This is a genomic window from Acinetobacter sp. GW821-FHT09D10 (assembly GCF_059416285.1).
The window spans coordinates 150,703-174,406 of record NZ_JBWKOW010000005.1; the positions used below are offsets into that span (position 1 = coordinate 150,703).

Here is a 23,704-nt window from a genome sequence, read left to right on the forward strand (position 1 = left end):
AATACATAAATAAAAAAGCAGCTTTTAGAAGCTGCTTTTTTTTAACTTAGTTTTTATGCCTGAACTGTTAAGTCCTTGATGGTCGTTGATGAACCATTGGTTTTAACAGACTCAATTCCTTTATCTCGCGAAGCTTCACTCGCATAGAACTGACTCGTTCCAATAATCTGATGATTTGCGGCTTTTAAATTGAAATAAGGCTTCCCATTTTTTGCAGTTAAACGCTCATATCGCGCGTCATCACCACTGTTTTTTTGAATTGATTCAATACCATTTGCAGCAGAAGCTTTTGCCTTATATAGCTCACTATTTAAAATAGGTTCACCATTTCCTGCCTTTAAGATAAAGCGGTATTGACCATCACTCGCTTGTGAAATTTCGTACCATCCTGCCATAAAAACCTCATTTTTTTGTTGGTGTGGGTATGACTTTCGTTATTATTCTGGACGAAAGTTATTTGTTATTTATGACAATATAAATGGGCAATCATTCTTTGAATAGCCCATTTTTTATACTTTTTCGTAATAAAATTATAATGATGTTAGGAATTTAAAAAGCAGAGATATAGACATATATCTCTGCTGAAATGTAATAATAATTAACAGTTTAAGCTTTTTTTACAAATTCAGATTTTAATTTCATCTGACCAATACCATCAATTTTACAATCGATATTGTGGCCATCACTTGCATCTGGAACTAAGCGAATCGTTTTTACTTTCGTGCCTACTTTTACCACCGAAGAAGAACCTTTAATTTTTAAATCTTTAATTACAGTTACGCTGTCGCCATCAGCTAAAATATTTCCATTAGCATCTTTAATAATTTCTTGTTCTTCAGCTGCTGAAGCATCCCCTTCTTTCCACTCGTTTGAGCATTCAGGACAAATCAATAAGTCGCCATCTTGGTAAGTATATTCTGATTGGCATTTTGGGCAGTTTGGCAAAGACATGAAAAAAATCTCAAAAAGTATATTATGCGAGATATGACTCATTTTTTAAAGTTTTAAATAAAAGACTTTTACCAAAAAAAAATTTATACATTCATTTTGAATTTTTGCTTAATAAATATTCTTTCAAAATAATTGCATGGTTATTTTCAACATCTTTTGCTGAATATAAAAGCGTAACTGTATGTTCTGCTGCGATGTGTTGTAGCTCTTCAACTGCGGAGTTGGTTTCAAGCTCTTTTAAATAGCGCTGCTTAAATTCTTCCCAATGATCTGGCGTTGCTGCATGAAACCATTTCCGAAGTTCAGTTGAAGGAGCCACTTCTTTTAGCCATAAATCTAAATGAGCATTTTCTTTGCTAATTCCCCTACTCCATAGGCGGTCAACTAAAATACGCTTTCCATCACTAGGGTCAGCATTTTCATAAATTCGTTTAATTTGGATATCCATTTCCAGCACACACATATTCCATACCATGAACATCATCGCATTGATTTAACTATTTCTACAATCGGAAACTTTTACACTCCCCTCTATTTTTATTGCGCTGATCAATTTATTTCAGGCATACAAATTGCTTTTTAATTTCTTATTATTTTATCAAATGGTAAAAAATGAAGCATTCTGTTTATCCCTGTTCATCTCAAGAAGATGCTCCCTATTTGATTTTGTCATCTGGGTTAGGTGGTCATGCTAGTTTTTGGAGTCCACAACTCGAATCGTTAAATGCACATTTCAACGTCGTGACTTATGACCAAGAAGGTTGTCACCAAGACAGTGCTTTATTACCTGCACACTACCAGATGTTCAATATGGCTGAACAGGTACTACTTCTGTTAAAACAACTCAACATTCATGAGTTTCATTTTATTGGTCATGCTTTAGGCGGCATGATTGGTATTGAACTGGCGAAGTTACTGCAAAATAGTCCTCTAGACATGCTCAGCCTAACTGTAATTAATGCATGGGATGTTCTCGATCCACACACCCACAAATGCTTTGATGCCCGTATCGCTTTGCTCACCACAGCAGGCGCAGAAGCTTATGTCCGCGCACAAGCGCTGTTTTTATATCCCCCTGCATGGATTTCTTATCACCATAAACAAATTAATAACGCAGAAAACCAACAACTCAAAGACTTTCCACCCATACAAAATGTACTGGCACGCCTCAATGCCCTTATGCAGTTCCAGTTACAGCCACTACATATCGAAGCACTACAAAATGTTCCCCTTCATGTCGTTGCAAATAATGACGATTTTTTAGTGCCCGTGCAAAAATCTCATGATCTATTCAAACAGTTAGGACATGGCCAACTTAGTATTTTAACTACGGGTGCACATGCCTCAACCGTGACAGAACCTCAATTGCTCAACCACACCCTTACTCAATTTTTCTATAACAGTAGGATTTTATAATGAACGCAAAAACAATGAATATAATTGATCAACTTTTCTTAGAGGCTCGTACCCACACTACTTGGTTAGATCGAGCTGTTAGCATTGATCAAATCCGGCAAATTTATGATCTAGTAAAAATGGCTCCCACATCTGCAAACTGTAGTCCAGCCCGATTTGTTTTTTTAACCACTCAAGAAGCGAAAGAAAAACTAAGACCAGCACTTTTTTCCGGCAATATCGAAAAAACGATGACAGCACCTGTCACGGTTTTAGTCGCAACAGATAAAAAGTTTTATGAAAAATTACCAGAATTATTTCCCTATGCCGATGCGAAGTCTTGGTTCACATCCAGTGAAGCTATAGCAAACGAAACAGCCTTCCGTAATAGCTCTTTGCAAGCAGCCTACTTGATTATGGCTTGTCGTAGCTTGGGACTAGATACAGGTCCTATGTCTGGTTTTGATGCGAAACAAGTCGATGAACTATTTTTTGCAGACACCAATCACCATATTAATCTGATTATTAATATCGGTTATGGAGATAATCAAAAGGTTTATAAGCGTTTACCACGTTTGAGCTTTGAAGATACATGCAAAATAGAATAGCTCATCCATTTTTTTGAATTTAGAAGACTGCTTGCTCTACACATGCAGTCTTTTTTATTACCGAAATTGATCAAAAGATACACAATGAAGCACTTTGGATTTACCGTGGTGCATAATTGCTACATTTTTTACCATTTGATAAATTTTATACCAAACAATATATTCAAGTTACTAATAAATAATAATTTTAATAAGTTGGCACATAGTATGCATTATTAAAAACACAAAGCAATGCACCGAGAATATAAAGGTTTATAGATTTCCGGTGTGATATTACAAACTCATGATGGGGATTCAATATGAAGATCGGCATCTTTAGTCCAATTGGAAATAATGGCTGGTTGCTTTCTGAGAACGCACCGCAATACAAACCGAGTTTTGAACTCAACAAACAGATTGTTCAACGCGCTGAACATTATGGATTTGACTTTGCTTTATCCATGATCAAATTACGTGGCTTCGGCGGAAAAACTGAATTTTGGGACTATAACCTAGAATCATTTACGCTCATGGCAGGCTTAGCAGCTGTTACCAGTAAAATCCAGATTTATGCAACCGCAGCAACATTAGTTATGCCCCCTGCAATTGTTGCGCGTATGGCATCGACAATCGACTCTATTTCAAATGGCCGCTTTGGTCTAAATGTTGTGACAGGCTGGCAAGCACCTGAATATACCCAAATGAATATGTGGCCTGGGGATGAGTACTTCGGCAAACGTTATGAGTATTTATCAGAATATGTCGAAATTTTAAGAGAGCTTTGGGCAACAGGAAAATCTGACTTTAAGGGCGAGTTTTTCCAAATGGAAGATTGCCAAGTTAAACCTAGGCCTCAAGCAGATATGAAAATCATTTGCGCTGGTCAATCTGATAGTGGGCTTGCCTTTTCAGCAAAATATGCAGACTACAACTTTGTGTTTGGAAAAGGTCTAAATACTCCAACAGCATATGCAGAAATCAACGACCGTCTAAAAGTACATACCAATCAAACCGGACGCAATGTTCAAACCTACGTGCTGTTTATGGTCATTGCTGCACAAACAGATGAAGAAGCCATGGCAAAGTGGCAGCACTACAACGATGGTGCAGATCTGGAAGCTATCAACTGGCTCATGAACCAAGGCAATAAAGATAAAACATCAGGTAGTGACACCAATATTAGACAAATGGCATCAAGCGTTTCTCCCGTCAATATCAACATGGGAACTCTTGTCGGTTCTTATGAAAAAGTCGCTGAAATGTTGGATGAAATTTCTACCATTGAAGGTACTGAAGGCATTTTATTGACCTTTGATGATTTTGTACAAGGTGTTGAAGATTTTGGTCAACGTATCCAACCTCTAATGGCATGCCGTAAGCATATTGAAATTGAGATTGAACCCTCTTCTAGCTTGAATATTTTGGAGAAAACAGCATGAGCAAGGTTAATTCTAATGTCGTTTGTGCAGATTTCACTGCACAAATTGGAACTGGCAAAGTCTTAAACGCTGAACCTGAAGCGATTCAACTTGCCCCTGAACAAACAGCACTGATTGTGATTGATATGCAAAATGCCTATACATCTTTAGGTGGCTATTTAGATTTGGCTGGCTTTGATGTATCAGCCACCCAACCCGTTGTCACCAATATTATAAAAAGTATTGATGCAGCGCATGCAGCTGGAGTACAGGTGATCTATTTTCAAAATGGATGGGATGATCAATACATTGAAGCTGGCGGTTTAGGTTCACCAAATTATCACAAGTCTAACGCCCTCAAAACAATGCGCAAAAAACCAGAACTACAAGGCAAACTTTTATCTAAAGGTAGTTGGGATTTTGCTTTAATCGATGCATTAAAACCGCTTCCCCAAGATATTGTGATTGAAAAACCACGCTATAGCGGGTTCTTTAATACAGCTCTCGACAGCATTTTACGTGCACGTGGAATCCGTAATTTAGTCTTTGTAGGCATTGCCACCAATGTTTGCGTCGAATCAACTTTACGCGATGGATTCTTTTTAGAATATTTTGGCATTGCGCTCAAAGATGCATGTTATCAAGCTGGCCCTCAAGAAGCACATGAGGCTGCTTTATATAACATCAAGACTTTCTTTGGTTGGGTGTCTGATACCAATTCTTTTATAGAAAGCTTTCAAACCACACCAAAATTACTCAGTAAATCAGCATAAACATCGCGCCTAAAATATTTCAAAAAATATACCCAAATGAGGACAAAGAATATGCCAAAACAAGTTGTTATTCCTGAAGGAACCTCGGCTCCACTAGCTCCTTATGTACCTGCAACTAAAGCAGACAATATTGTTTATGTTTCAGGAACTCTAGCTTTTGATGAAAACAATACAGTGGTCTACGTGGGTGATGCCGCGGGTCAAACTCGTCATATTTTAGAAACCATTAAAAAGGTAATCGAAACTGCTGGTGGTTCAATGGATGACGTAACCTTCAATTCAATTTTCATTAAAGATTGGAGAGATTATGCGTCGATCAATACAGTTTATGCAGAATATTTTCCTGGCGACAAGCCAGCACGTTTCTGTATTCAAACAGGATTGGTCAAGCCAGATGCATTAGTTGAAATTGCATCGATTGCCCACGTGGGATGAAGGATGGCAACAATTAAACCAACTCAAATCAGGTACAACACAATGTATTAGCCTCGATTCGTCATGCTAAAGGGTATCGGGGCCGGAGACCAATCATGCAAAAATGTAATCAAAAAAATGCTTCTGACTTATTATTGTCTACATCTCATATCCAGCCCAGTTCTATACATTTAGAAATTAATCAGGATATTTTTAGACAAGGAATGGCAAATCTTGGAGCAGCAGTCAATGTTATTACAACAGAAGGCCCTGCTGGACAGGCTGGTTTTACTGCATCGGCAGTATGCAGTGTAACGGATACACCACCAACTCTATTAGTTTGCCTAAATCGCTCGGCTTCAGTCTTTCAAACTTTTAAAAAAAATGAAGTACTTTGCGTCAATACACTTGCCGCACATCAAAGCACGCTATCCACAGTTTTCGGTGGAAAAACTCCTATGCAAGAACGCTTTACTCATGGAGAGTGGAGCAAATTAGTTACGGGTTCTCCAATTTTAAATGAAGCTCTGGTGTCATTTGATTGTGAAATTGTGCAGAGTATGAGCATCGGTAGTCATGACGTCTTGTTCTGTGAAGTCAAAGCAATGCAACACCAAAGTGGGCACAATGCACTGATGTATTTCAACCGCAATTATTGCGAATTACAAACAGCATGCTAATGCAGATAAAAACAAAAAAGAGGATCTGTTATGCGAACAAAAGAATCTTGGTTTCCTAAATTTAAACCGCACGCAGGTAATTTAGAAACTCCCGTACAAATTGATGAATATCTCCCTCCCGGTAAAAGTATTGTTTTGGGGTTACAACATGCGTTTGCTATGTTCGGAGCAACTGTTTTAGCTCCGTTACTCATGGGCTTTGATCCGAATCTCACCATTTTTATTACTGGTATTGGCACCATCTTGTTCTTTTTAATTACAGGTGGGCGTATGCCGAGCTATCTTGGATCAAGCTTCGCCTTTATTGGCGCTGTTGCTGCAGCCACAGGCTATGCAGGCGTTGGATTAAATCCAAATTTAGCTGTGGCACTTGGTGGCACAATCATTTGTGGTTTGATTTATGCCTGCATCGGTTTAATTGTCATGAAAACTGGAACCGCATGGATTGAAAAAATCATGCCACCCGTGGTCACTGGTGCAATTGTCATGATTATTGGTTTAAACCTTGCACCTGTAACAATTAAAAGCGTTTCGACAAATAGCTTTGACACGTGGATGGCTGTAATTACCATTTTATGCATTAGTGCCGTTGCCGTTTTTACAAGAGGTATGATTCGCCGCCTTCTATTACTCATTGGGCTAGTCAGTGCTTATTTTATTTATTTTCTACTCACCAATATCTTAGGGTTAGGTAAACCCATCGATTTTAATGCGATCAATCAAGCAGCTTGGTTTGGTCTACCTACATTTCACTCCCCTGCTTTTAATGCTAACGCTATTTTATTGATTGCACCTGTCGCGATTATTCTAGTGGCTGAAAACTTAGGACATTTCAAAGCTGTTTCTGCCATGACAGGACGTAATCTATCTCCATATATGGGTCGTGCTTTTTTTGCCGATGGTATTTGTACAAGTTTATCTGCCTCAATAGGCGGCACAGGCATGACAACATATGCTGAAAATATTGGAGTAATGGCCGTTACTAAAGTCTATTCCACCACTATTTTTGTAGTTGCTGGACTGTTCGCAATTTTGCTTGGCCTTTCTCCTAAATTTGGAGCAGTTATCAGTACGATTCCTGTTGCTTTATTAGGCGGCGCCTCGATTGTAGTGTTTGGTCTGATTACTGTTGCAGGTGCAAAAATCTGGATCGATAACAAAGTTGATTTCACTAAGAATAGTACGCTAATTATTGCGGCGGTTAGCTTAATTATGGGTGCTGGAAATTTCAGTCTACATATAGGTCCATTTGACTTGGGCGGAATTGGAACGGCAACGCTTGCAGCAATTGCCCTAAACCTGTTCCTCAATCGTACAGAAGCCTCAGAAACGAATACTGTAGAGAAACCTGTGGAATCTCTTAACCATGTACCACATGTTTAAATCAGGAGATATCCATTGATTCAAAGTGTTTCATTTATTGGTTTAGGAGCGATGGGGTGGCATATGGCATCCCATCTTAAAAAAGTATCTGGTCAGGTTTACGTATGGAACCGCAACTTTGAAAAAGCAAAACAACATGAACAAACCTTTGGTACAAAAGCAGTCAGTCTGCAACAAGCAGTACAAGCCGATATTATTTTCTCATGTTTGCCCACCAGCCAAAATGTAGAAAACCTGCTTGAAATTTGCTCACCAAAGCAAGGTAGTATCTGGATAGATTGTACAAGTGGTGTACCCGACATAGCCAAAAGACTTAATCAACAGCTTAAACATCAAGGTGTAGATTATTTAGATGCTCCCGTTTCTGGGCAGACTGTGGGTGCTGAGCGTGGAACCTTGACAGTAATGGTTGGGGGGAATCAGACCGCCTTTGAAAAAGCTCGCCCAATTATTCAAGCTTTTGCAGGTTTAATTGAATACGTCGGTGACAGTGGTTCAGCATTTGCAGTAAAGGCCGTAAATAATACTTTAATGGCAACCCATTTGTGGGCACTTGCAGAAGGGCTCAGTGTACTAAAAGCTCACGGCGTTAACTTACATTCGGCCATTAATTGCATTAATCACTCAAGTGGAAAAAGCAATATTTCAGAAAATATTATGGCTCAACGTGTTCTAAGCAGAAAGTTTGATAAAACCTTTGCTCTAAATTTATTGCAAAAAGATATTGGTATCGCAATAGATTTGATCACAGCAAGTAACTTAGATCTTCCCACCTTAAATCTGATTCAACAACACTTTAACCAGATACATAAAACCGATGCTCAACACCTAGATTTTTCTGCTGTGGTTAAAACATTGGAACAACGCAATCAATTAGAACTATATTGAAATATAAAAAAAGCATGACTATAGCCATGCTTTTTTATTTCTCATTAATCATATTACTGATCAGGAATATCCGCTTCTATCAACAAAGTTAGTAAAGATAAAGATTCTTGCCATCCCAAATAGCACGCTTCCACAGGGATAACTTCAGGTATGCCTTCTTGAGTAATATGTACTTCTGTACCCACCAATACCGTTTTTAATGTAATGGTGACCTGCATAGTCCCGGGTAAATTAGGGTCATCAAATTGGTCGTTATATCGAATTAACTCATTGGGAACTAACTCAACATAGGTTCCACCAAAAGAGTGGGTCGAACCTGTCGAAAAATTGGTAAAACTCATTTTGTATGAGCCTCCCACACTTGAATCAAAACTATGGACCTTTGCGGTAAAACCATGAGGTGGTAACCACTTTACTAAAGCATCCGGATCTAAAAATGCACGATAAACACGCTCGGCTGGTGCCTTAAACACTCGATGAAATTTCACTGTACCGGTTGCCATCATTATTCTCCTTATTTTAATTTCCTTTAAATTATCGAAATTATGCTTATTAGCTTAAACCTTCGGATTCATTCGAACGTATCTTTTTGGTGTTTTTTTAAACAAAAAAGCTATCTTTTATGCAAAATCAAAATAAGAAAACTCTGGCTGATTTTTTAGTAAAAATGGAGCAAAATAGTCAGCAATCATAAAGAAACATATTGAATTTGAGATTAATCATGAGTCTGCTCGCTTTCTCTTCATATACTTTAAACGGTGTAGATGCACAAAAGTTTTTACAAGGCCAAGTTACTGTAGATACTGAACGTTTAATTGAAAATGAAACACGCTATACAGCTATCTGTGATCTTAAAGGTCGTATCCACTTTGGCTTGTGGTTAAAAAAGATTAATGCTGAAAGTTTTGAAATCGTTGTTACTCAAGATCAAGCAGAAGAGTTTGCCAAACATATTAAAAAATTTGGTGCTTTTTCGAAAATGACCTTGATTGAACAAGGTCCTGCTTTTCCAAAAATCTCTGGTCATCAGACTGAGTTTTCTGCACTAGAAACTGATATTTCTGAATGGCAGAAACAAGCAATTATGACTGGCCAAGCTTGGATTACACAGGCAACTGAACATGAGTTTCAACCTCAAGAATTACGTTTACATCAACGTGAAGGCGTTAATTACGATAAGGGCTGTTACCTAGGTCAGGAAATTGTGGCGCGCCTTTGGTTTAAAGCAAAACCAAAACACTGGTTACATCTAGTGCAAGGTACAGGTGAAGCACCTGCGGCGAAAGCTCAACTCCATAACGATATTGAAGTCGTCAATAGTGTTGCAAATGAGGAAGGTTATCTTGCTTTAGTGGTGGCTAAACCTGCTGCTCTAGAAGAGCTAGGACTTCAGGTTCTAGATTTACCTGAAGCCTTAAGCGGTGATGTTGCCAGACCACAATAGCTCATTATTTGCTTAAGCTGGAAAGCCCACCTATAAACTTGTGGGCTTTTTTATAGATACAAAATACTAATGAATTCATTAAATTAGAACGTCAATTTTTTAAGTTTTATATGCCATCATTAACCCTGTTGAAATTAAAGAGAAAAAAGATGAAGACTAAACTTGCTACACTCATGTTGAGTTTGGCTATTTTCGGTTCTGCTCATGCTGATGTTAAAACACTTGAACAAAATCTTAAGACCAATTATCCAGATTTGCCTGTAAAAGGTGTTTACCAATCTCCAGTACAAGGCATTTATGAAGTGTATACAAGCGGTCGTATTGTCTATACCAATCAAGAAGCCAAGTATTTTTTTGTCGGTAATTTAGTCGACATTAAACAACAAAAAAATATGACTGATGAACGAATTGCCGAATTGGGTAAGATTGATGTTAAAAGTTTGCCACTCAATCAAGCGATTAAATACGTAAAAGGAAAAGGCGAACGTACGATCTATATTTTTAGCGATCCTGACTGTCCATATTGCCAACACTTAGAACAAAATATGGTTGGAGTTGATAACGTAACGGTATACGTCTTCCTTTACCCTCTTACCAGTTTGCATCCGAACGCCGAAAAAGTATCTAATCAAATCTGGTGTTCAAAAAATCCTGCAGAGGCATGGAACAACTATATGCTTAACCGTAAGTTACCTACAACGAGCAAAAACTGTTCGACACCAATTCAGAAAAACATAACTTTAGGTAATAAATTAAATATTGATGGAACACCTACCCTATTCTTACAAGATGGTCAAAGAATCGCGGGTGTACCGAGTGATGCTAAACAAATTGAGGCATTACTCAAGTCAGCAAAATAATACAAACAGCCATTCTGAAGTTTTTCTCAGAGTGGCTATTATTTTCTCCATAATTTGCCCAAAGTGCAGTGCTTTATATACAAATCGGCTGTTTACTTTCAGCGTTCAAGATTTATGATGAGAACTTGAAACTATTTTAATGCATCAACGGAATGATGTAGCTATGAAGTAAAAGGTTAAAAAGAAATGAAGAAATTACTAATCGCAAGCCTAATCACCTTTTCAAGTGCATCAATTTTTGCAGCAGATAATACTGCCGCTGCTGCTAAAACAGATGCTTTTAAACAAGCTGAACAACTCTATGCAGCAAAAAATTACCCAGCTGCATTTCAGGAAATGCAACGCTTAGCTCAAACGGGTAATGCTCAAGCCATCTATAACTTAGGTTACATGACCCAAACGGGGCAAGGCACAGCAAAAGATTCTTCTAAAGCCCTTAAGTATTATGAAGATGCATCTAATAAAGGCTACGCACAAGCGAGTTACACACTCGCTCAAATCTATGAGACAGGCGAACTAGGAGTTGCTAAAGATAGCAACAAATTCAGTCAATATATTCAAAAAGCATCGGCTCAAGGGTCGGATGATGCAACTGTAAAAATTGCTACGATTTTATTTGCTCAGAAAAAACCGCAATCACATCAAATCGCTCTGCAAAAGTTAGCGCCTTTAATTAGAAAGGGTAACTACCCTGCGATTCAGGTAAAAGCGCTTTATGATATTAGCCAAGGTGTGGAAAATAAAAATCCTTTAATGAAACGTCAGGGGATTGAGTCTTTACAATCAATTGCACAAAAGGGTTATGCACCGGCTTCTATGGCTTTAGCGACCATGATGGCCAATGGCAATATCATTCCACAAAATTTGCCACAGGCTAAAAAGATTTTTACTGAGTTAGCTAACCAAAATGTTCCCAATGCTAGAGAATCTTTAGCTTCGGTTGATAAAATTATTGCAGAAAAAAGTAAACAACCAGCCACTGCTCCAGCACAACCAGCCCCGAAAAAATAGTGAATGATTTAAGCCCCGCGAGGGGCTTTTTAATTTACCACCACAAAGCGATAAGTCCACTCACCCCAATAAAACCAACAACTGTACTAATCATTAAAGGTGTTAAGGCCTTTTCATTTAAGCCATAGGCTTGTCCAAAAATTCCAAAAGCAATCGGCATTGGTAAAGCAGCGATTAATGTTCCAGCGTAAAGCATTTCACGGCTTACATCTGGAGTGATTAAAAAGAGTGCAAAAATAACAGATGGCATCAGGATAACTTTAAATGTCGCCAACAAAACACTTTGCATGTTTACTGTGGTGATTCCAATCCCAACTAAGCTTCCCCCAATTGCAAACAAAGCCAAAGGTGATGCCGTGCGCCCAAGTAACTCCAAAGACTGATCAAGAGTCGTAGGAAGATTAACATCTAAAAGAATGCATCCCATCCCAACCAAAATAGCGATAATCACTGGATTCTTGAGTAAATTCAAAAAGGTTTGTTTTAAAAGCGGTAAAAGATTTTGTTGTTGATGTAAGCCAGCTTCGGCCAAAATCAGCATGAGTGCCACAATCAATAAATTTTCAATGATTAAGGTTAAAGAAATATAGATTGCTGCATGGTTGCCAATCAACATAGTCAAAATAGCAGTTCCCATGAATCCAGTATTGGACATCGAAGCGCCCATCGCGATTACGGCGCTATGGGTTAAACTATTTTTAAAATATTTTCGATAGAGAATAAAAGCCAAGAAAAATAAAATTAAAGAGCCACCGCCATAAGCAACAAAATAAGCAGGGTGCCAAATGTCCTGTAAGTTTTTATTTGCTAAAGAATGAATTAAAAAAGCTGGTAAAGAAATTTTAATCACAAATGCACTAAGTGCCCGGATCTGTTCAGGCGTTACCAATTTGATGAGGACACAAATATAGCCCATCAATAGCAATATCAAGATAGGCAAAATAACCTGAAAAACCACCGAACGACCTCACTCATCTAAAGAAAAACGGGCAAAGATGACTTTGCCCGATACAGTTAAAAAGAATTAAAAAGCTGTTTTACCCCGTGAGGTTGACAACGTAAATACTGAGGCGCAATTTTAACTTCCGCGCCTAAAGCTGCTGCTGCATGCCAAGGCCATCTTGGGTCATATAACATGGCGCGAGCAAGACCAATTGCATCGGCCTGATGCGAAGTAAGGATACTTTCTGCTTGTTCAGGTTCGGTAATCAGTCCTACAGCAATGACGGGAATAGACACATGTTTTTTGACTTGCTCAGCAAATGGAACCTGATAACCAGAGCCAATCTTAATAGATTGGTGCTCGTGCAAACCACCACTAGACACATGCACATAGGCTGCGCCCAACTGCTCTAAAGCTTTTGATAAACCAACGGTAGATTCAACATCCCAGTGTTCTACACCGTCTAACCAGTCGGTCGCAGACAATCTAACTCCCACTGGATAACCAGCAGGAACAGCCAATTTAATTGCCTGAAGAACCTCAAGAGTCATGCGCATACGGTTTTCTAAAGAACCGCCATACTCATCTGTACGCTGATTCGCAATTGGCGATAAAAATTGATGTAATAAGTAACCATGAGCAGCGTGAACTTCAATTAACTCAAAGCCAGCTTCTACAGCACGTTTTGCAGCGGCAGCAAAATCTTGTTGAACTTGTTTAATCTCAGCAATGGTCAAAGCATGTGGCGCAGCATCATGAACGGAAAAGGTACTTTCACTTGGGGCAACAGTTTGCCAACCATGTGGCTGATCTTTTGCAATTTGCCCTTTCCCTAACCATGGTTTTTCAGTAGAAGCCTTACGACCTGCATGTGCTAACTGAATTCCAAATGGCATGGGTGAAAGTGTTCTAACCTTACCCAATAACGTTTTGATTTGGTCACGTTGCTGATCATTCCAAAGTCCAAGGTCCGCATAACTAATACGTCCTTCAGCTTGTACAGCAGTCGCCTCTACAATACAAAGCCCTGCACCAGACAACGCATAATTTGCCCATTGCTGCTCATGCCAATAGGTCACTTCACCTTCATCTGTTGCCGAATATTGGCACATTGGGGCAATTACAATTCTATTGACCAGTTGTAGTGAACCAAAGTTAACCGTTTCAAATAATTTTGCCATTTTTAATTCCTAGAATTGTTTAATTACACGTAAACCTGCACTCCAGTTACGTCCATCCGCTGGCTCAAAGTAGCGTCCATTACCGTCATTTACGATGACTGAACCTGCATAGTTTTTATCAAAGAGGTTATCAACACGGGCAAAGCTATTCACTTTCCAGTCGCCCATCACCCATGCATAACCAACATTAGCTGAGGTTACACTGTGGCTTGGCGCTGCGTCACTATTGGTATCATTCACGTATACTTTATCCATATACTGTACATCTACACCACCATATAGACCGTGTGTAGGTTGCCAAGCTAAAGAGGCATAAGCCTGATTTTTAGCAATACCTGGAATGGCATTCCCTGATGGAATTGCTGAAGCGAGAACTTTGTCGTCTTGATCAAGCTTTTCAGGAACGTTTGCATCAAAAGTCGCATCTAAATATGTATAGCTTGCAGTCGCTGTTAAATCTCGCCATAACTTTTTATTCCATGCAAACTCTACGCCTTCACGTAGGGTTTTATCGGCATTACGGAATGTTGAACGCCCATCTAAGCTTCCAGCTGAAACAATATCATTCTTAGTTTTTGTTTGGAAAACTGCTAACGTAAAATCACCTAAATGGTTTTGTGACTTTAAGCCTGTTTCATAGGTATCGCTTGTGGATGGTTTTAAATCAAAGTTAAAACCTGACTTTGAGTTATCAGCCTGATAAGCCATTTCAGTAAAAGTTGGAGTTTCAAAGCCTTTGGCATAACTCACATAGGCCATGAGTTCAGGTAAAATTTGCCAGCTTAAAGCAGCAGAAGGCAAAACTTTATCGTAATCTGTTTTGCCACTATCATCACCGTTAACAGTCCCATACTCATCAGGCCCTGAAGTAAAATGATCTTTTGACTTGTAATGGACATTGCTATAACGCACACCCGTATCTAAACGCCATGTTGGTAAAAACTGCCATGAAGCTTGTAAATATGGGTCAATATTCCATAAAGTATTGTCTTCATCACGGCGTAAATTACCTTTGACACCATAAGAAGGTTGACCGTTTACTAAGTTAAAGTTTTCAAAGCCTTTGCGGTCTTCATCCATGGTATCGAGTGCAACACCGACACTTACAGTCGTATTTGGAAGTAACTCTTTACCTGTCCAACGGAAATCAGCACCATAATAATTACGTTCAAAATCAATGACTCCGCCAGCATGATTAGGGCTCTTTTGACCTGTATAAACTGGCTTGCCATTTTCCACTCCTACCTGACCTTGGGGGATAGATTGATATTGAGTAACTTGGCGATTGCCTAAATATGCCATGGCATAAAGTTCGTGCTGATCATTGATTGGTTTAAACCAAGTTATACCTGTTTGAGTTTGTTCAATATCTTTACGGACATTAAATTGCTTTAAAAATGGAACCTGTTGCTTTGGGTTAGCATTCCACTGGTCATGAGTTAAACCTTGCGGATCATCTGCATGAATTTTGACATAGTTGGTCACCCAGTTAATTTTGCTGCCATCATCAAGATTCCAACTGAGCTTTGCATTATTTAATACTTTTTCTGCACCGCTATGTTCTCGGTAACCATCAGTGTCGAAATATGATGAGCTAATAACATAACTTGGTTCATTCGCGCTCTTTGCCCCACCTTGTAGCACGAGTCCCGCTCGGCTTTTATCGTGGCTGCCTCCCGAATAACTCAGCTCAATCGAGTCTTTACCCTGCCCTTCTTTAGTAGACGTTAAAATCGTTCCGCCAGATGAGTTTCCATAAAGCGAAGAAAAAGGTCCTGTTAGAACCTCAACATGGTCCAGACTACTTAAATCGATATTAGACGTTTGGCCTTGTCCATCTGGCATCGTTGCAGGAATACCATCAACATATAGGCGAATACCTCGAACACCAAAAGTAGAACGTGCACCAAAACCACGCATGGAGAGCTGTAAATCTTGGGCATAATTTTCACGATTACGAATCTGTAAACTCGGTATACCTTTCACAACTTCAGTTAAATTTACTTGTGAGGAAGTATCCGCTTGAGGCGCATCAACTCTAAAAACCGAAGCAGGTGTTTGCAAATAGGTTGTATCGGTACGCGTTGCTTCAACATGTAAAGTTGGCAATACCGTAATGTCTTGAGCTAAGTCATCTGCCCAAACGAGTGGACTAGAAATACAACCCATACTCATCAAAATACAGTAATGAAGTCGGTCTAAGCGTAATAAGGACATGCTTATTTCCTTTATTTATATTGTAGTTATGATAACAAAAAGTAGTGTCTTGTCTGGATATAGAATTTGCTCTGCATTGTTTTAAATCTGGAACACATTTAATCACTATCGAAGAACTTACTACCTACTTTAATTAACGACTTAAAGATGGATGATCTTTCCAGCAATATCGTTCAGGCCAATCTTTTGCCTCTTCGGCATAGTCAATTCCTATACGTGGTGTCATCACCACTTCAGGCTGCGTTGATGCCGATTCAATCCACAGTCCAGATTCTTCACCTAAAGTCTGACCTTTTAAACTTCGATCAATGCCTAAATATCGTGTGAGTTTGCCGGGTCCAGCTAAAAGCTTATATTCTTTTTTAGTTGAAGCATTACTTAAAAATACAGACCGAATCATTACCCCTTCAGGGATGCCTTCTGTCTGGGTAATGAGATTGAGCATTTCATACATGCCGTAAATTAAGTAGACGTAAATCGTACCACCATGACCATACATTACATCTGTTCGAGCTGTGCGTTTATCATTGTAACTATGGCAAGCTTTATCTCGAATTCCTAAATAAGCTTCGGTTTCGGTAATCGTACATCGAATGACGTGTCCATCAGGCTGTCGCTTACATAACACGCATCCGATTAAATCATGAGCAACCTGTGAAGTTTCACGTTGAAACCAGCTTAATGGTAAAATATCTGACATAGTAATCTCTGAAATATTACATACCACACGATATACTTGACTATTCCAGTATATCTGTTAATTCTGCGAGTTGGCGATGCCTGAGTTACCCGAAGTCGAAACAACTAAAACCAGTTTATTTCCCTTATTGAATCAAAAAGTTCAAAGTGTAGAAGTACGTAACCCAAGCTTACGCTGGGCAATTCCTGATGATGTTCATAAACTCGTTGGGCAACGTCTTATTGGATTAAATCGACGCTCAAAATATATTTTGGCAGAGTTCGAACAAGATCAAATGCTTTGGCATTTAGGAATGTCTGGCAGCTTCCGCTTGTGTCAACCAAATGATGAGCTGAGAAAACATGATCACTTCATCATTCGCTTTGAGGAACATGAGTTACGTTATCATGACCCACGTCGCTTTGGCTGTATTCTCTGGCTAAATTCCGAAACACAAGGGAAGTTAATTGATACTTTAGGGCCCGAGCCTTTAAGTACCGACTTTAATGCAGAATATTTAGCTTCAAAACTTAAAAACAAATCTGTCGGCACAAAAATTGCACTTATGGATAATCATGTTGTGGTTGGTGTTGGCAATATTTATGCAACTGAAAGTTTATTTAATGTCGGGATCCATCCAGCACAACCTGCTGCGGACCTAAGCCTTGAACAAATCGAGAAACTGGTGATCGAAATCAAACGGATTTTAAAATCTGCTATTGATTTGGGCGGTTCGACCTTACGTGATTACAGCAATGCCATGGGAGAAAATGGTTATTTCCAACAGACCCTTTTGGCGTATGGACGTGCAGGACAGATGTGTGTTAACTGTGAAACCACACTAGAAAACTTGAAACTCGGACAACGTGCTAGTGTATTTTGCCCAGAGTGCCAACCCCTCAAAAAGCCCAATAAGCTCTAATTTTCAGAGGAAGTCATAATGCAAACAGCAATCGTCCGACATATTCTGGTCAAAGATAAAGACTTAGCTGAACAGTTAAAAAAGAAGCTACAAAGTGGTGCTGACTTTGCCAAACTTGCCAAGCAATATTCAACTTGTAATTCAGCAAAACGTGGTGGTGAATTAGGCGAAGTCAAAAAAGGACAGCTGGTACCAGTAATTGATAAAGTGGTGTTTACCGCCGCTGAACGTGTACTACAAGGTCCAATAAAAAGCCAGTTTGGTTATCATCTTTTAGAAGTTAAATTTAGAATGAGCAGCTTACGTTGATTCCATTATTTTAATTGTGGTTTTCAGAAGCTTGAGCCTGTGCATTCAGTTGATATGTCCAAGCTTTGATCTGTTCACCTGACTCAAGCTTCACATCGGCTATGACACGTTGATATTGAAAACCTTCAAAATCATCAAGCATCTGCCAGTTTTCAACCAGTTTTTCTGTGCTAAACAGATAACCCTCTACCCAATCGGCTTTTGCGTCCAAAACAATTGCTTTTAAGCCTTTGTCGGGTCCCCAATCTAAAATATGAATCACACCACGCACACTGGCTTTTATCCAGTTACCGCCAATCTGCTCTAAAATATGAGCATTTGCTTTATTTGGGCATAAGGTTCCATACACAAAAAGCTGATTCATTTATATACCCCTTTTACAATAAGCGTAGTTGAACGTATCGGTAGCCTTTCAATTTTATCAATATCTTTAGCCCAACATAAAATACTTAGTAATAAAAAACGGCACTTTAAGTACCGTTTTTATTAATTCAGAAGATTGTTAAGCTTGCTTTTTCAACTCATCACGAATTTCACGTAATAATTGAATATCTTCAGGAGTTGCAGCTGGAGCTTCTGGCTCATTCTTATCACGGCGAAGTCTGTTTAATAATTTCACCATTAAGAACACAACCCAAGCCAAAATAATAAAGTTGATTAAAATAGTGAGGAAATTACCATAGGTTAAAACATTGATACCTGCTTTTTGCAAAGCATCTAAAGATTGCAGATTGGCAGGGTTTGCTCCTAGAACAATGAATTTCTGCGAAAAATCAACACCACCACCAGTAATTACACTGATAAGCGGCATGATAATATCTTTTACCAAAGAGTCTACGATTTTGCCAAAAGCACCACCAATAATCACACCAATGGCTAAATCCATCATATTGCCTTTAATGGCAAATTCTTTAAATTCTTGAATAATACTCATCTAAACATCTCCAGATGTCGGGGGTCGAAACACGTCATATTTTTCTTTTTCATTGGCATCTTATCCATTTAGATAGTACTCGCCATGATATTGATAATTTAATATTTTTATCAAAAAAAAGAAAACTATCTCACACTTTAACAACATATTCTCTGATAAGAAAAATATGATTTTAAGCTTAGTTTAATTTTAAATAGAACGATTAAAAAAACCGCTAAATTAATTTAGCGGTTTTTTCTTTTTCATTTAAGAAAAATTATTTATCACGGTTACGTTTACGTTCGTTTTCAGTCAAGTAACGCTTACGGATACGGATTGACTTTGGAGTAACTTCAACTAATTCGTCATCTTCAATGAACTCAAGCGCTTGTTCAAGCGTGTATTCAACAGCTGGTGTCAACGTTAACGCTTCATCTGTACCAGATGCACGTACGTTTGTTAACTGTTTCGCTTTAGTTGGGTTAACAACCATATCATCTGAACGAGAGTTAATACCAATGATCATACCTTCGTAAACTTCTAACTGAGGTTTAGCGAATAGACGACCACGGTCTTGCAATGTGAATAATGCATAGCCCAAACAAACGCCTTGAACCATAGAAATCAACACACCGTTTTGACGTTTCGCAACAGTACCTTGTTTCATTGGACCGTAATGCGAGAAGCTTGATGTCATGATCCCTGTACCAGAAGTCATGGTCAAGAATTCAGAACGGAAACCAATTAAGCCACGTGAAGGAACAGTTGCTTCAATACGGATACGGCCTTTACCGTCAACTTCCATATTTGTCATTTCACCTTTACGGTAACCCATTTGTTCCATTACCGAACCTTGGTGCTGTTCTTCAACGTCAAATGTTACGTTTTCGTATGGTTCTTGCTTTTCGCCGTCAACATCTTTCAAAATAACTTGTGGACGTGATACGCCCATTTCGAAGCCTTCACGACGCATGTTTTCAATAAGAACTGAAAGGTGAAGTTCACCACGACCAGACACTTTGAAACGGTCTGGACTGTCAGTATCTTCAACACGTAATGCTACGTTGTGAATCAATTCACGATCTAAACGTTCACGAATATTACGTGAAGTAACAAATTTACCTTCTTTACCCGCAAACGGTGAGTTGTTTACTTGGAAAGTCATCGTAACAGTAGGTTCATCTACAGATAACGGCGGTAAAGCTTCAACATTTTTCGGATCACAAATCGTGTCAGAAATATGAAGTGCATCGATACCTGTTACACAAACGATATCACCAGCATTTGCCTCTTCAACGTCAACGCGATCTAGACCATGGTAACCCATGATTTTTAAGATACGACCGTTACGTGTTTTACCTTCTTTGTCGATAACAGTTACAGGTGTGTTTAATTTAACTGAACCACGCTGAATACGACCAACACCGATAACACCTACGAAGCTGTTATAATCAAGTGAAGAGATTTGCATTTGGAATGGACCATCAACATCAACTGCTGGTGGTTCAACGATATCTACAATTGTTTGGAACAATGGAGTCATGTCGTCAGCAAGTTCTTCTGGAGAAGGACCAGCAACACCACGAAGACCTGAAGCATAAACAACTGGGAAGTCTAACTGTTCGTCAGTACCACCTAAGTTATCAAACAAATCAAATACTTGGTCAATTACCCAATCAGGACGCGCACTTGGCTTATCTACTTTGTTGATAATCACGATTGGCTTCAAACCGCTCGCAAAGGCTTTCGATGTCACAAAACGAGTTTGTGGCATTGGACCTTCTTGAGAATCGACAAGAAGAAGTACGCAGTCAACCATCGACATTACACGTTCAACTTCACCACCGAAGTCAGCATGTCCTGGGGTGTCCACGATGTTAATGCGGTATTCTGTATTTGTACGCGCATCAGTCCATTTAATTGCAGTGTTTTTTGCAAGAATGGTAATACCACGTTCACTTTCAATTGCACCTGAATCCATCACACGCTCGATTTCACCCGCGCGATCACCTAATGCACCTGATTGTTGTAAAAGTTTGTCGACTAAAGTCGTTTTACCATGATCGACGTGCGCAATGATGGCAATGTTACGGAGTGTTTTAATATCTGACATGTAAATTCGATACGCCTAAAGTTTGAGGGCAAATTATACAGAAAAACACTACTCTTGAGTAGTGACAGTTTATTGACATTGACAAAAAAATTTCTAATAGTCTGTATTTCGTTTTGTAAAGATAGTTATCTCGATTAGAATAGCGCCAATTTGCAAAATTGCGGCGGACCTACACCCATGTCCAATCAACACTCTCAAGACCATTTAGACCTTGTTTATGGTTTAAATGATCGACCAAAACCTTTGATCGCTTTTTTAGCAGCTTTCCAGCATTTGCTTGCGATTATTGTACCAATTGTTACACCTGGCCTTTTAATTTGCTTAGCTTTAGGCGTTTCACGCACCGAAACTAACATGATTTTATCAATGTCTTTGGTGATTTCGGGCATTGCTACATTTTTACAATGTAAAAAAGTTGGTCCATTTGGTGCTGGTCTTCTTATTGTTCAAGGCACAAGCTTTAACTTTATTGGTCCTATTATTGGTATTGGTAGTGCAATGGTTGCCGCAGGAACACCTGTAAACCAAGTCATGGCTGCAATATTTGGTGTGGTCATTGCAGGTTCCTTCATTGAAATGGGTGTTTCGCAAATTCTTCCATGGGTAAAAAGACTAATTACTCCTTTGGTGACTGGCATTGTTGTTTTATTAATTGGCTTAACGCTTATTAAAGAAGGCTTGATTAGTATGGGTGGTGGCTACCAAGCCATGCAAGATCATACTTTTGCAAGTGCAGACAACCTTATTATGTCATGTACCGTACTTGCCATTATTGTTGTTCTAAATCGTATTCGAGTGGTTTGGATTAAAAGCTCAGCTATTTTAATCGCTTTAGTGAGTGGTTACATTCTTGCTGGATTTATGGGATATCTAGATTTCTCTGGTATTAAAGATGCGCCACTCGTACAAATTCCAACACCAATGCACTTTGGTTTGAGCTTCTCGTGGGGATTATTCATTCCAATGGCATTCATTTATTTGGTGACCTCTTTAGAAGCAATTGGTGATGTGACAGCAACCAGTAAACTTTCAAACCAACCTGTTAATGGTCCAGTATGGATGCAACGTATTAAAGGTGGCGTATTAGTTAATGGTGCAAACTCTTTATTAGCAGGATTATTTAACACTTTCCCTAGTTCTGTTTTCGCTCAAAACAATGGTGTAATTCAATTAACTGGGGTTGCTAGCCGCTATGTAGGTATCTGGATTGCCATTTTACTGATTTTATTAGGTCTATTTCCTGCGGTAGCTGGTGTGATACAAGCAGTTCCTCAAGCGGTATTAGGTGGCGCTGTTATGGTCATGTTCGGTGCAGTGGCTGCATCTGGTATTAATATACTGTCTTCAGTTCATCTTGATCGCCGAGCATTATTAATTATTGCTATCTCACTTGCATTAGGTTTAGGTGTTGCTCAAGTTCCTCAAATTTTAGAGCACCTTCCAGAATTATTTAAAAATATTTTTAGCTCTGGCGTGGCAACAGGTGGTATAGCAGCATTAATTTTAAATGTTGTGCTTCCTGAAACGCATAAATAACTAATTTTTAATTTTGATTACTGCCCAGCTCCCACTGGGCATTCTTCTTCATGAGAGATGTACATGGATCCTAGAAGTGAAGTGGTATTAAGACAGCAAGACTATTTAAAAGGTAGAATCTTATTAATTAATGCACCGAATGATGCCTTAGTCAGTCAATTACCCGCTGGGACTGATGCGTCAGTCTGGACATGGAACCATGCCGACTATCAGGGATTTATAAATAGTGGAACAAAAGCGCACTTCTCAGTTGAGTTTCCATCACAAGAATTCGACCAAGCAATCATTTTTGTTCCAAAATCTAAAGAGCTTTTGAATTACATATTGCATGTAGTGATGAGCCATCTTAAAAGCAATCAATCTGTTTTTTTAGTTGGTGAAAAAAAGGGTGGTATAGAAAGAGCCGCCAAACAATTACAAAGCCTTGGCAAGGTACTAAAACTTGATAGCGCCCGCCACTGTCAGCTGTGGCATTTAAAGATTGAGAAAACTGAAAAGATCAAACCTCTGGAAAGCTGGCTTAAAACTTACACAGTTCAGGTGAATGAACAAGAGCTTACGATTTGTGCCCTACCCGGTGTTTTTAGTCAAAATCACCTAGATGTCGGAACTGCTGTTTTACTCCCTTATCTTAATCAGGTGAAATCAGGTAGAATTGCCGACTTCGGGTGTGGTGCTGGAATTATCAGTTGCTATTTGGCAAAAATAAATTCAAGTAATATTATTCATGCCCTAGATATTGATGCTTTCGCTTTACGGTCAACGGAAATGACTTTTAGTCGAAATGGAATAGGTTCAGACCAGTTGAGATTGCAGCCTGTTATAGGTATTGCAGACGCTCCAACAGAACTCGATGCCATTGTCAGTAATCCTCCTTTTCATCAAGGTATTCATACCAACTATGATGCAAGTGAAGGACTCTGCCAGAACGCTAAAAAACATTTAAAGGCATCAGGTGAGCTATGGATTGTAGCAAACCGTTTTTTAAACTATCCGATCTTAATTGAGAAGCACTTTGGTCAGTGCCAGATTAAAACTGACCTTCAAGGCTTTAAGGTGTTATATGCCTGTGCATAACAAACTATGT

Annotated in this window: 26 protein-coding genes; 15 read left to right on the forward strand and 11 right to left on the reverse strand. The window is 38.9% G+C overall.

Translation table 11 applies throughout. The features are described 5' to 3' along the window. Positions 1-53 precede the first annotated feature (53 nt). The 3 genes from AC07M3_RS12935 to AC07M3_RS12945 all read right to left on the reverse strand — a co-directional run bounded on the left by AC07M3_RS12935 (position 54) and on the right by AC07M3_RS12945 (position 1,399). Entirely contained in the window at positions 54-395 is a 342-nt protein-coding gene (locus AC07M3_RS12935; RefSeq protein WP_092708773.1) for a YegP family protein, read from the reverse strand. Positions 396-606: 211 nt separating this feature from the next. Next, entirely contained in the window at positions 607-951 is a 345-nt protein-coding gene (locus AC07M3_RS12940; protein ID WP_494567477.1) for a zinc ribbon domain-containing protein YjdM, read from the reverse strand. A gap of 91 nt (positions 952-1,042) precedes the next feature. Then, complete coding sequence (locus AC07M3_RS12945; RefSeq protein WP_494567478.1) at positions 1,043-1,399, reverse strand: DUF488 domain-containing protein; 357 nt, start codon at positions 1,397-1,399, stop codon at positions 1,043-1,045. 164 nt (positions 1,400-1,563) lie between these two features. Between AC07M3_RS12945 and rutD the strand changes: the two genes are divergently transcribed. The 8 genes from rutD (at position 1,564) to AC07M3_RS12985 (ending at position 8,489) form a co-directional block, all read left to right on the forward strand. Next, complete coding sequence (rutD, locus tag AC07M3_RS12950) at positions 1,564-2,367, forward strand: pyrimidine utilization protein D (protein WP_494567479.1); 804 nt, start codon at positions 1,564-1,566, stop codon at positions 2,365-2,367. After that, complete coding sequence (locus AC07M3_RS12955) at positions 2,367-2,954, forward strand: malonic semialdehyde reductase (protein WP_494567480.1); 588 nt, start codon at positions 2,367-2,369, stop codon at positions 2,952-2,954. The genes rutD and AC07M3_RS12955 overlap by 1 nt, the downstream gene beginning before the upstream one ends. 299 nt (positions 2,955-3,253) lie before the next feature. After that, the gene (rutA, locus tag AC07M3_RS12960) at positions 3,254-4,372 is read left to right on the forward strand and encodes a pyrimidine utilization protein A (RefSeq protein WP_494567481.1); all 1,119 of its coding nucleotides are present in this window, start codon (positions 3,254-3,256) and stop codon (positions 4,370-4,372) included. Beyond that, entirely contained in the window at positions 4,369-5,124 is a 756-nt protein-coding gene (rutB, locus tag AC07M3_RS12965) for a pyrimidine utilization protein B (protein ID WP_494567482.1), read from the forward strand. The genes rutA and rutB overlap by 4 nt, the downstream gene beginning before the upstream one ends. Before the next feature lie 51 nt (positions 5,125-5,175). Further along, positions 5,176-5,559 (forward strand): pyrimidine utilization protein C, encoded by a 384-nt coding sequence (gene rutC / locus AC07M3_RS12970; protein WP_427962913.1) that lies wholly within the window; start codon positions 5,176-5,178, stop codon positions 5,557-5,559. A 95-nt stretch (positions 5,560-5,654) separates the two neighbouring features. Further along, on the forward strand, positions 5,655-6,218 hold the full coding sequence (gene rutF / locus AC07M3_RS12975; protein WP_494567483.1) for an NADH-dependent FMN reductase RutF: 564 nt from the start codon (positions 5,655-5,657) through the stop codon (positions 6,216-6,218). A gap of 30 nt (positions 6,219-6,248) precedes the next feature. Then, positions 6,249-7,601, forward strand: a complete 1,353-nt coding sequence (gene rutG, locus AC07M3_RS12980; RefSeq protein ID WP_494567484.1) for a pyrimidine utilization transport protein G — start codon at positions 6,249-6,251, stop codon at positions 7,599-7,601. 15 nt (positions 7,602-7,616) lie between these two features. Beyond that, on the forward strand, positions 7,617-8,489 hold the full coding sequence (locus AC07M3_RS12985) for an NAD(P)-dependent oxidoreductase (RefSeq protein ID WP_494567485.1): 873 nt from the start codon (positions 7,617-7,619) through the stop codon (positions 8,487-8,489). A 53-nt stretch (positions 8,490-8,542) separates the two neighbouring features. Here the strand turns inward: AC07M3_RS12985 and AC07M3_RS12990 are convergent, their stop codons facing one another. Continuing rightward, positions 8,543-8,995 (reverse strand): SRPBCC family protein, encoded by a 453-nt coding sequence (locus AC07M3_RS12990; RefSeq protein ID WP_199990758.1) that lies wholly within the window; start codon positions 8,993-8,995, stop codon positions 8,543-8,545. Between the two features lie 215 nt (positions 8,996-9,210). On the opposite strand from AC07M3_RS12990, the gene ygfZ reads away from it, so the two are divergent. The 3 genes from ygfZ (at position 9,211) to AC07M3_RS13005 (ending at position 11,804) form a co-directional block, all read left to right on the forward strand. Continuing rightward, a complete protein-coding gene (gene ygfZ, locus AC07M3_RS12995) occupies positions 9,211-9,933 on the forward strand; it encodes a CAF17-like 4Fe-4S cluster assembly/insertion protein YgfZ (RefSeq protein WP_494567486.1) in 723 nt (240 codons plus the stop codon). Between the two features lie 149 nt (positions 9,934-10,082). Further along, on the forward strand, positions 10,083-10,793 hold the full coding sequence (locus tag AC07M3_RS13000; RefSeq protein ID WP_494567487.1) for a DsbC family protein: 711 nt from the start codon (positions 10,083-10,085) through the stop codon (positions 10,791-10,793). A gap of 186 nt (positions 10,794-10,979) precedes the next feature. After that, positions 10,980-11,804 carry a tetratricopeptide repeat protein gene (locus AC07M3_RS13005; RefSeq protein WP_092708752.1) on the forward strand — a complete coding sequence of 275 codons (825 nt, stop codon included), beginning with the start codon at positions 10,980-10,982 and terminating at the stop codon, positions 11,802-11,804. 34 nt (positions 11,805-11,838) lie between these two features. Here AC07M3_RS13005 and AC07M3_RS13010 read toward each other — a convergent pair whose 3' ends face one another. The 4 genes from AC07M3_RS13010 to AC07M3_RS13025 form a co-directional block, all read right to left on the reverse strand. Continuing rightward, on the reverse strand, positions 11,839-12,762 hold the full coding sequence (locus AC07M3_RS13010; protein ID WP_494567488.1) for an AEC family transporter: 924 nt from the start codon (positions 12,760-12,762) through the stop codon (positions 11,839-11,841). Between the two features lie 56 nt (positions 12,763-12,818). Continuing rightward, the gene (locus AC07M3_RS13015; protein ID WP_494567489.1) at positions 12,819-13,928 is read right to left on the reverse strand and encodes an NADH:flavin oxidoreductase/NADH oxidase; all 1,110 of its coding nucleotides are present in this window, start codon (positions 13,926-13,928) and stop codon (positions 12,819-12,821) included. Positions 13,929-13,937: 9 nt separating this feature from the next. After that, complete coding sequence (locus AC07M3_RS13020) at positions 13,938-16,145, reverse strand: TonB-dependent receptor family protein (protein ID WP_494567490.1); 2,208 nt, start codon at positions 16,143-16,145, stop codon at positions 13,938-13,940. Positions 16,146-16,278: 133 nt separating this feature from the next. Continuing rightward, the gene (locus AC07M3_RS13025) at positions 16,279-16,845 is read right to left on the reverse strand and encodes a DNA-3-methyladenine glycosylase (protein WP_199990763.1); all 567 of its coding nucleotides are present in this window, start codon (positions 16,843-16,845) and stop codon (positions 16,279-16,281) included. A 76-nt stretch (positions 16,846-16,921) separates the two neighbouring features. Here AC07M3_RS13025 and mutM point away from each other — a divergent pair, with 76 nt between their 5' ends. Then, entirely contained in the window at positions 16,922-17,746 is an 825-nt protein-coding gene (gene mutM, locus AC07M3_RS13030) for a bifunctional DNA-formamidopyrimidine glycosylase/DNA-(apurinic or apyrimidinic site) lyase (protein WP_080027735.1), read from the forward strand. 18 nt (positions 17,747-17,764) lie between these two features. Continuing rightward, on the forward strand, positions 17,765-18,055 hold the full coding sequence (locus AC07M3_RS13035) for a peptidylprolyl isomerase (RefSeq protein WP_003655265.1): 291 nt from the start codon (positions 17,765-17,767) through the stop codon (positions 18,053-18,055). Positions 18,056-18,065: 10 nt separating this feature from the next. On the opposite strand, the gene AC07M3_RS13040 is transcribed toward AC07M3_RS13035, so the two are convergent. The 3 genes from AC07M3_RS13040 to typA all read right to left on the reverse strand — a co-directional run bounded on the left by AC07M3_RS13040 (position 18,066) and on the right by typA (position 21,081). Next, entirely contained in the window at positions 18,066-18,419 is a 354-nt protein-coding gene (locus tag AC07M3_RS13040) for a gamma-glutamylcyclotransferase family protein (RefSeq protein WP_494567491.1), read from the reverse strand. A gap of 138 nt (positions 18,420-18,557) precedes the next feature. Then, positions 18,558-18,989 (reverse strand): large conductance mechanosensitive channel protein MscL, encoded by a 432-nt coding sequence (gene mscL / locus AC07M3_RS13045; protein ID WP_494567492.1) that lies wholly within the window; start codon positions 18,987-18,989, stop codon positions 18,558-18,560. A gap of 256 nt (positions 18,990-19,245) precedes the next feature. After that, positions 19,246-21,081 carry a translational GTPase TypA gene (gene typA / locus AC07M3_RS13050; protein WP_375037742.1) on the reverse strand — a complete coding sequence of 612 codons (1,836 nt, stop codon included), beginning with the start codon at positions 21,079-21,081 and terminating at the stop codon, positions 19,246-19,248. A 177-nt stretch (positions 21,082-21,258) separates the two neighbouring features. On the opposite strand from typA, the gene AC07M3_RS13055 reads away from it, so the two are divergent. Together AC07M3_RS13055 and AC07M3_RS13060 are read left to right on the forward strand one after the other, a co-directional pair. After that, positions 21,259-22,617: a uracil-xanthine permease family protein gene (locus tag AC07M3_RS13055; protein ID WP_199990765.1), complete on the forward strand. Its 1,359-nt coding sequence runs from the start codon at positions 21,259-21,261 to the stop codon at positions 22,615-22,617. Between the two features lie 63 nt (positions 22,618-22,680). Beyond that, positions 22,681-23,694 carry a methyltransferase gene (locus AC07M3_RS13060; protein WP_494567493.1) on the forward strand — a complete coding sequence of 338 codons (1,014 nt, stop codon included), beginning with the start codon at positions 22,681-22,683 and terminating at the stop codon, positions 23,692-23,694. Positions 23,695-23,704: the final 10 nt, after the last annotated feature.

Coding starts and splice junctions, on each gene's coding strand:
- AC07M3_RS12935 (WP_092708773.1), bottom strand. CDS start 395: ATGGCAGGATGGTACGAAATTTCACAAGCGAGTGATGGTCAATACCGC.
- AC07M3_RS12940 (WP_494567477.1), bottom strand. CDS start 951: ATGTCTTTGCCAAACTGCCCAAAATGCCAATCAGAATATACTTACCAA.
- AC07M3_RS12945 (WP_494567478.1), bottom strand. CDS start 1,399: ATGGATATCCAAATTAAACGAATTTATGAAAATGCTGACCCTAGTGAT.
- rutD (WP_494567479.1), top strand. CDS start 1,564: ATGAAGCATTCTGTTTATCCCTGTTCATCTCAAGAAGATGCTCCCTAT.
- AC07M3_RS12955 (WP_494567480.1), top strand. CDS start 2,367: ATGAACGCAAAAACAATGAATATAATTGATCAACTTTTCTTAGAGGCT.
- rutA (WP_494567481.1), top strand. CDS start 3,254: ATGAAGATCGGCATCTTTAGTCCAATTGGAAATAATGGCTGGTTGCTT.
- rutB (WP_494567482.1), top strand. CDS start 4,369: ATGAGCAAGGTTAATTCTAATGTCGTTTGTGCAGATTTCACTGCACAA.
- rutC (WP_427962913.1), top strand. CDS start 5,176: ATGCCAAAACAAGTTGTTATTCCTGAAGGAACCTCGGCTCCACTAGCT.
- rutF (WP_494567483.1), top strand. CDS start 5,655: ATGCAAAAATGTAATCAAAAAAATGCTTCTGACTTATTATTGTCTACA.
- rutG (WP_494567484.1), top strand. CDS start 6,249: ATGCGAACAAAAGAATCTTGGTTTCCTAAATTTAAACCGCACGCAGGT.
- AC07M3_RS12990 (WP_199990758.1), bottom strand. CDS start 8,995: ATGATGGCAACCGGTACAGTGAAATTTCATCGAGTGTTTAAGGCACCA.
- ygfZ (WP_494567486.1), top strand. CDS start 9,211: ATGAGTCTGCTCGCTTTCTCTTCATATACTTTAAACGGTGTAGATGCA.
- AC07M3_RS13000 (WP_494567487.1), top strand. CDS start 10,083: ATGAAGACTAAACTTGCTACACTCATGTTGAGTTTGGCTATTTTCGGT.
- AC07M3_RS13005 (WP_092708752.1), top strand. CDS start 10,980: ATGAAGAAATTACTAATCGCAAGCCTAATCACCTTTTCAAGTGCATCA.
- AC07M3_RS13015 (WP_494567489.1), bottom strand. CDS start 13,928: ATGGCAAAATTATTTGAAACGGTTAACTTTGGTTCACTACAACTGGTC.
- AC07M3_RS13020 (WP_494567490.1), bottom strand. CDS start 16,145: ATGTCCTTATTACGCTTAGACCGACTTCATTACTGTATTTTGATGAGT.
- AC07M3_RS13025 (WP_199990763.1), bottom strand. CDS start 16,845: ATGTCAGATATTTTACCATTAAGCTGGTTTCAACGTGAAACTTCACAG.
- mutM (WP_080027735.1), top strand. CDS start 16,922: ATGCCTGAGTTACCCGAAGTCGAAACAACTAAAACCAGTTTATTTCCC.
- AC07M3_RS13035 (WP_003655265.1), top strand. CDS start 17,765: ATGCAAACAGCAATCGTCCGACATATTCTGGTCAAAGATAAAGACTTA.
- AC07M3_RS13040 (WP_494567491.1), bottom strand. CDS start 18,419: ATGAATCAGCTTTTTGTGTATGGAACCTTATGCCCAAATAAAGCAAAT.
- mscL (WP_494567492.1), bottom strand. CDS start 18,989: ATGAGTATTATTCAAGAATTTAAAGAATTTGCCATTAAAGGCAATATG.
- typA (WP_375037742.1), bottom strand. CDS start 21,081: ATGTCAGATATTAAAACACTCCGTAACATTGCCATCATTGCGCACGTC.
- AC07M3_RS13055 (WP_199990765.1), top strand. CDS start 21,259: ATGTCCAATCAACACTCTCAAGACCATTTAGACCTTGTTTATGGTTTA.
- AC07M3_RS13060 (WP_494567493.1), top strand. CDS start 22,681: ATGGATCCTAGAAGTGAAGTGGTATTAAGACAGCAAGACTATTTAAAA.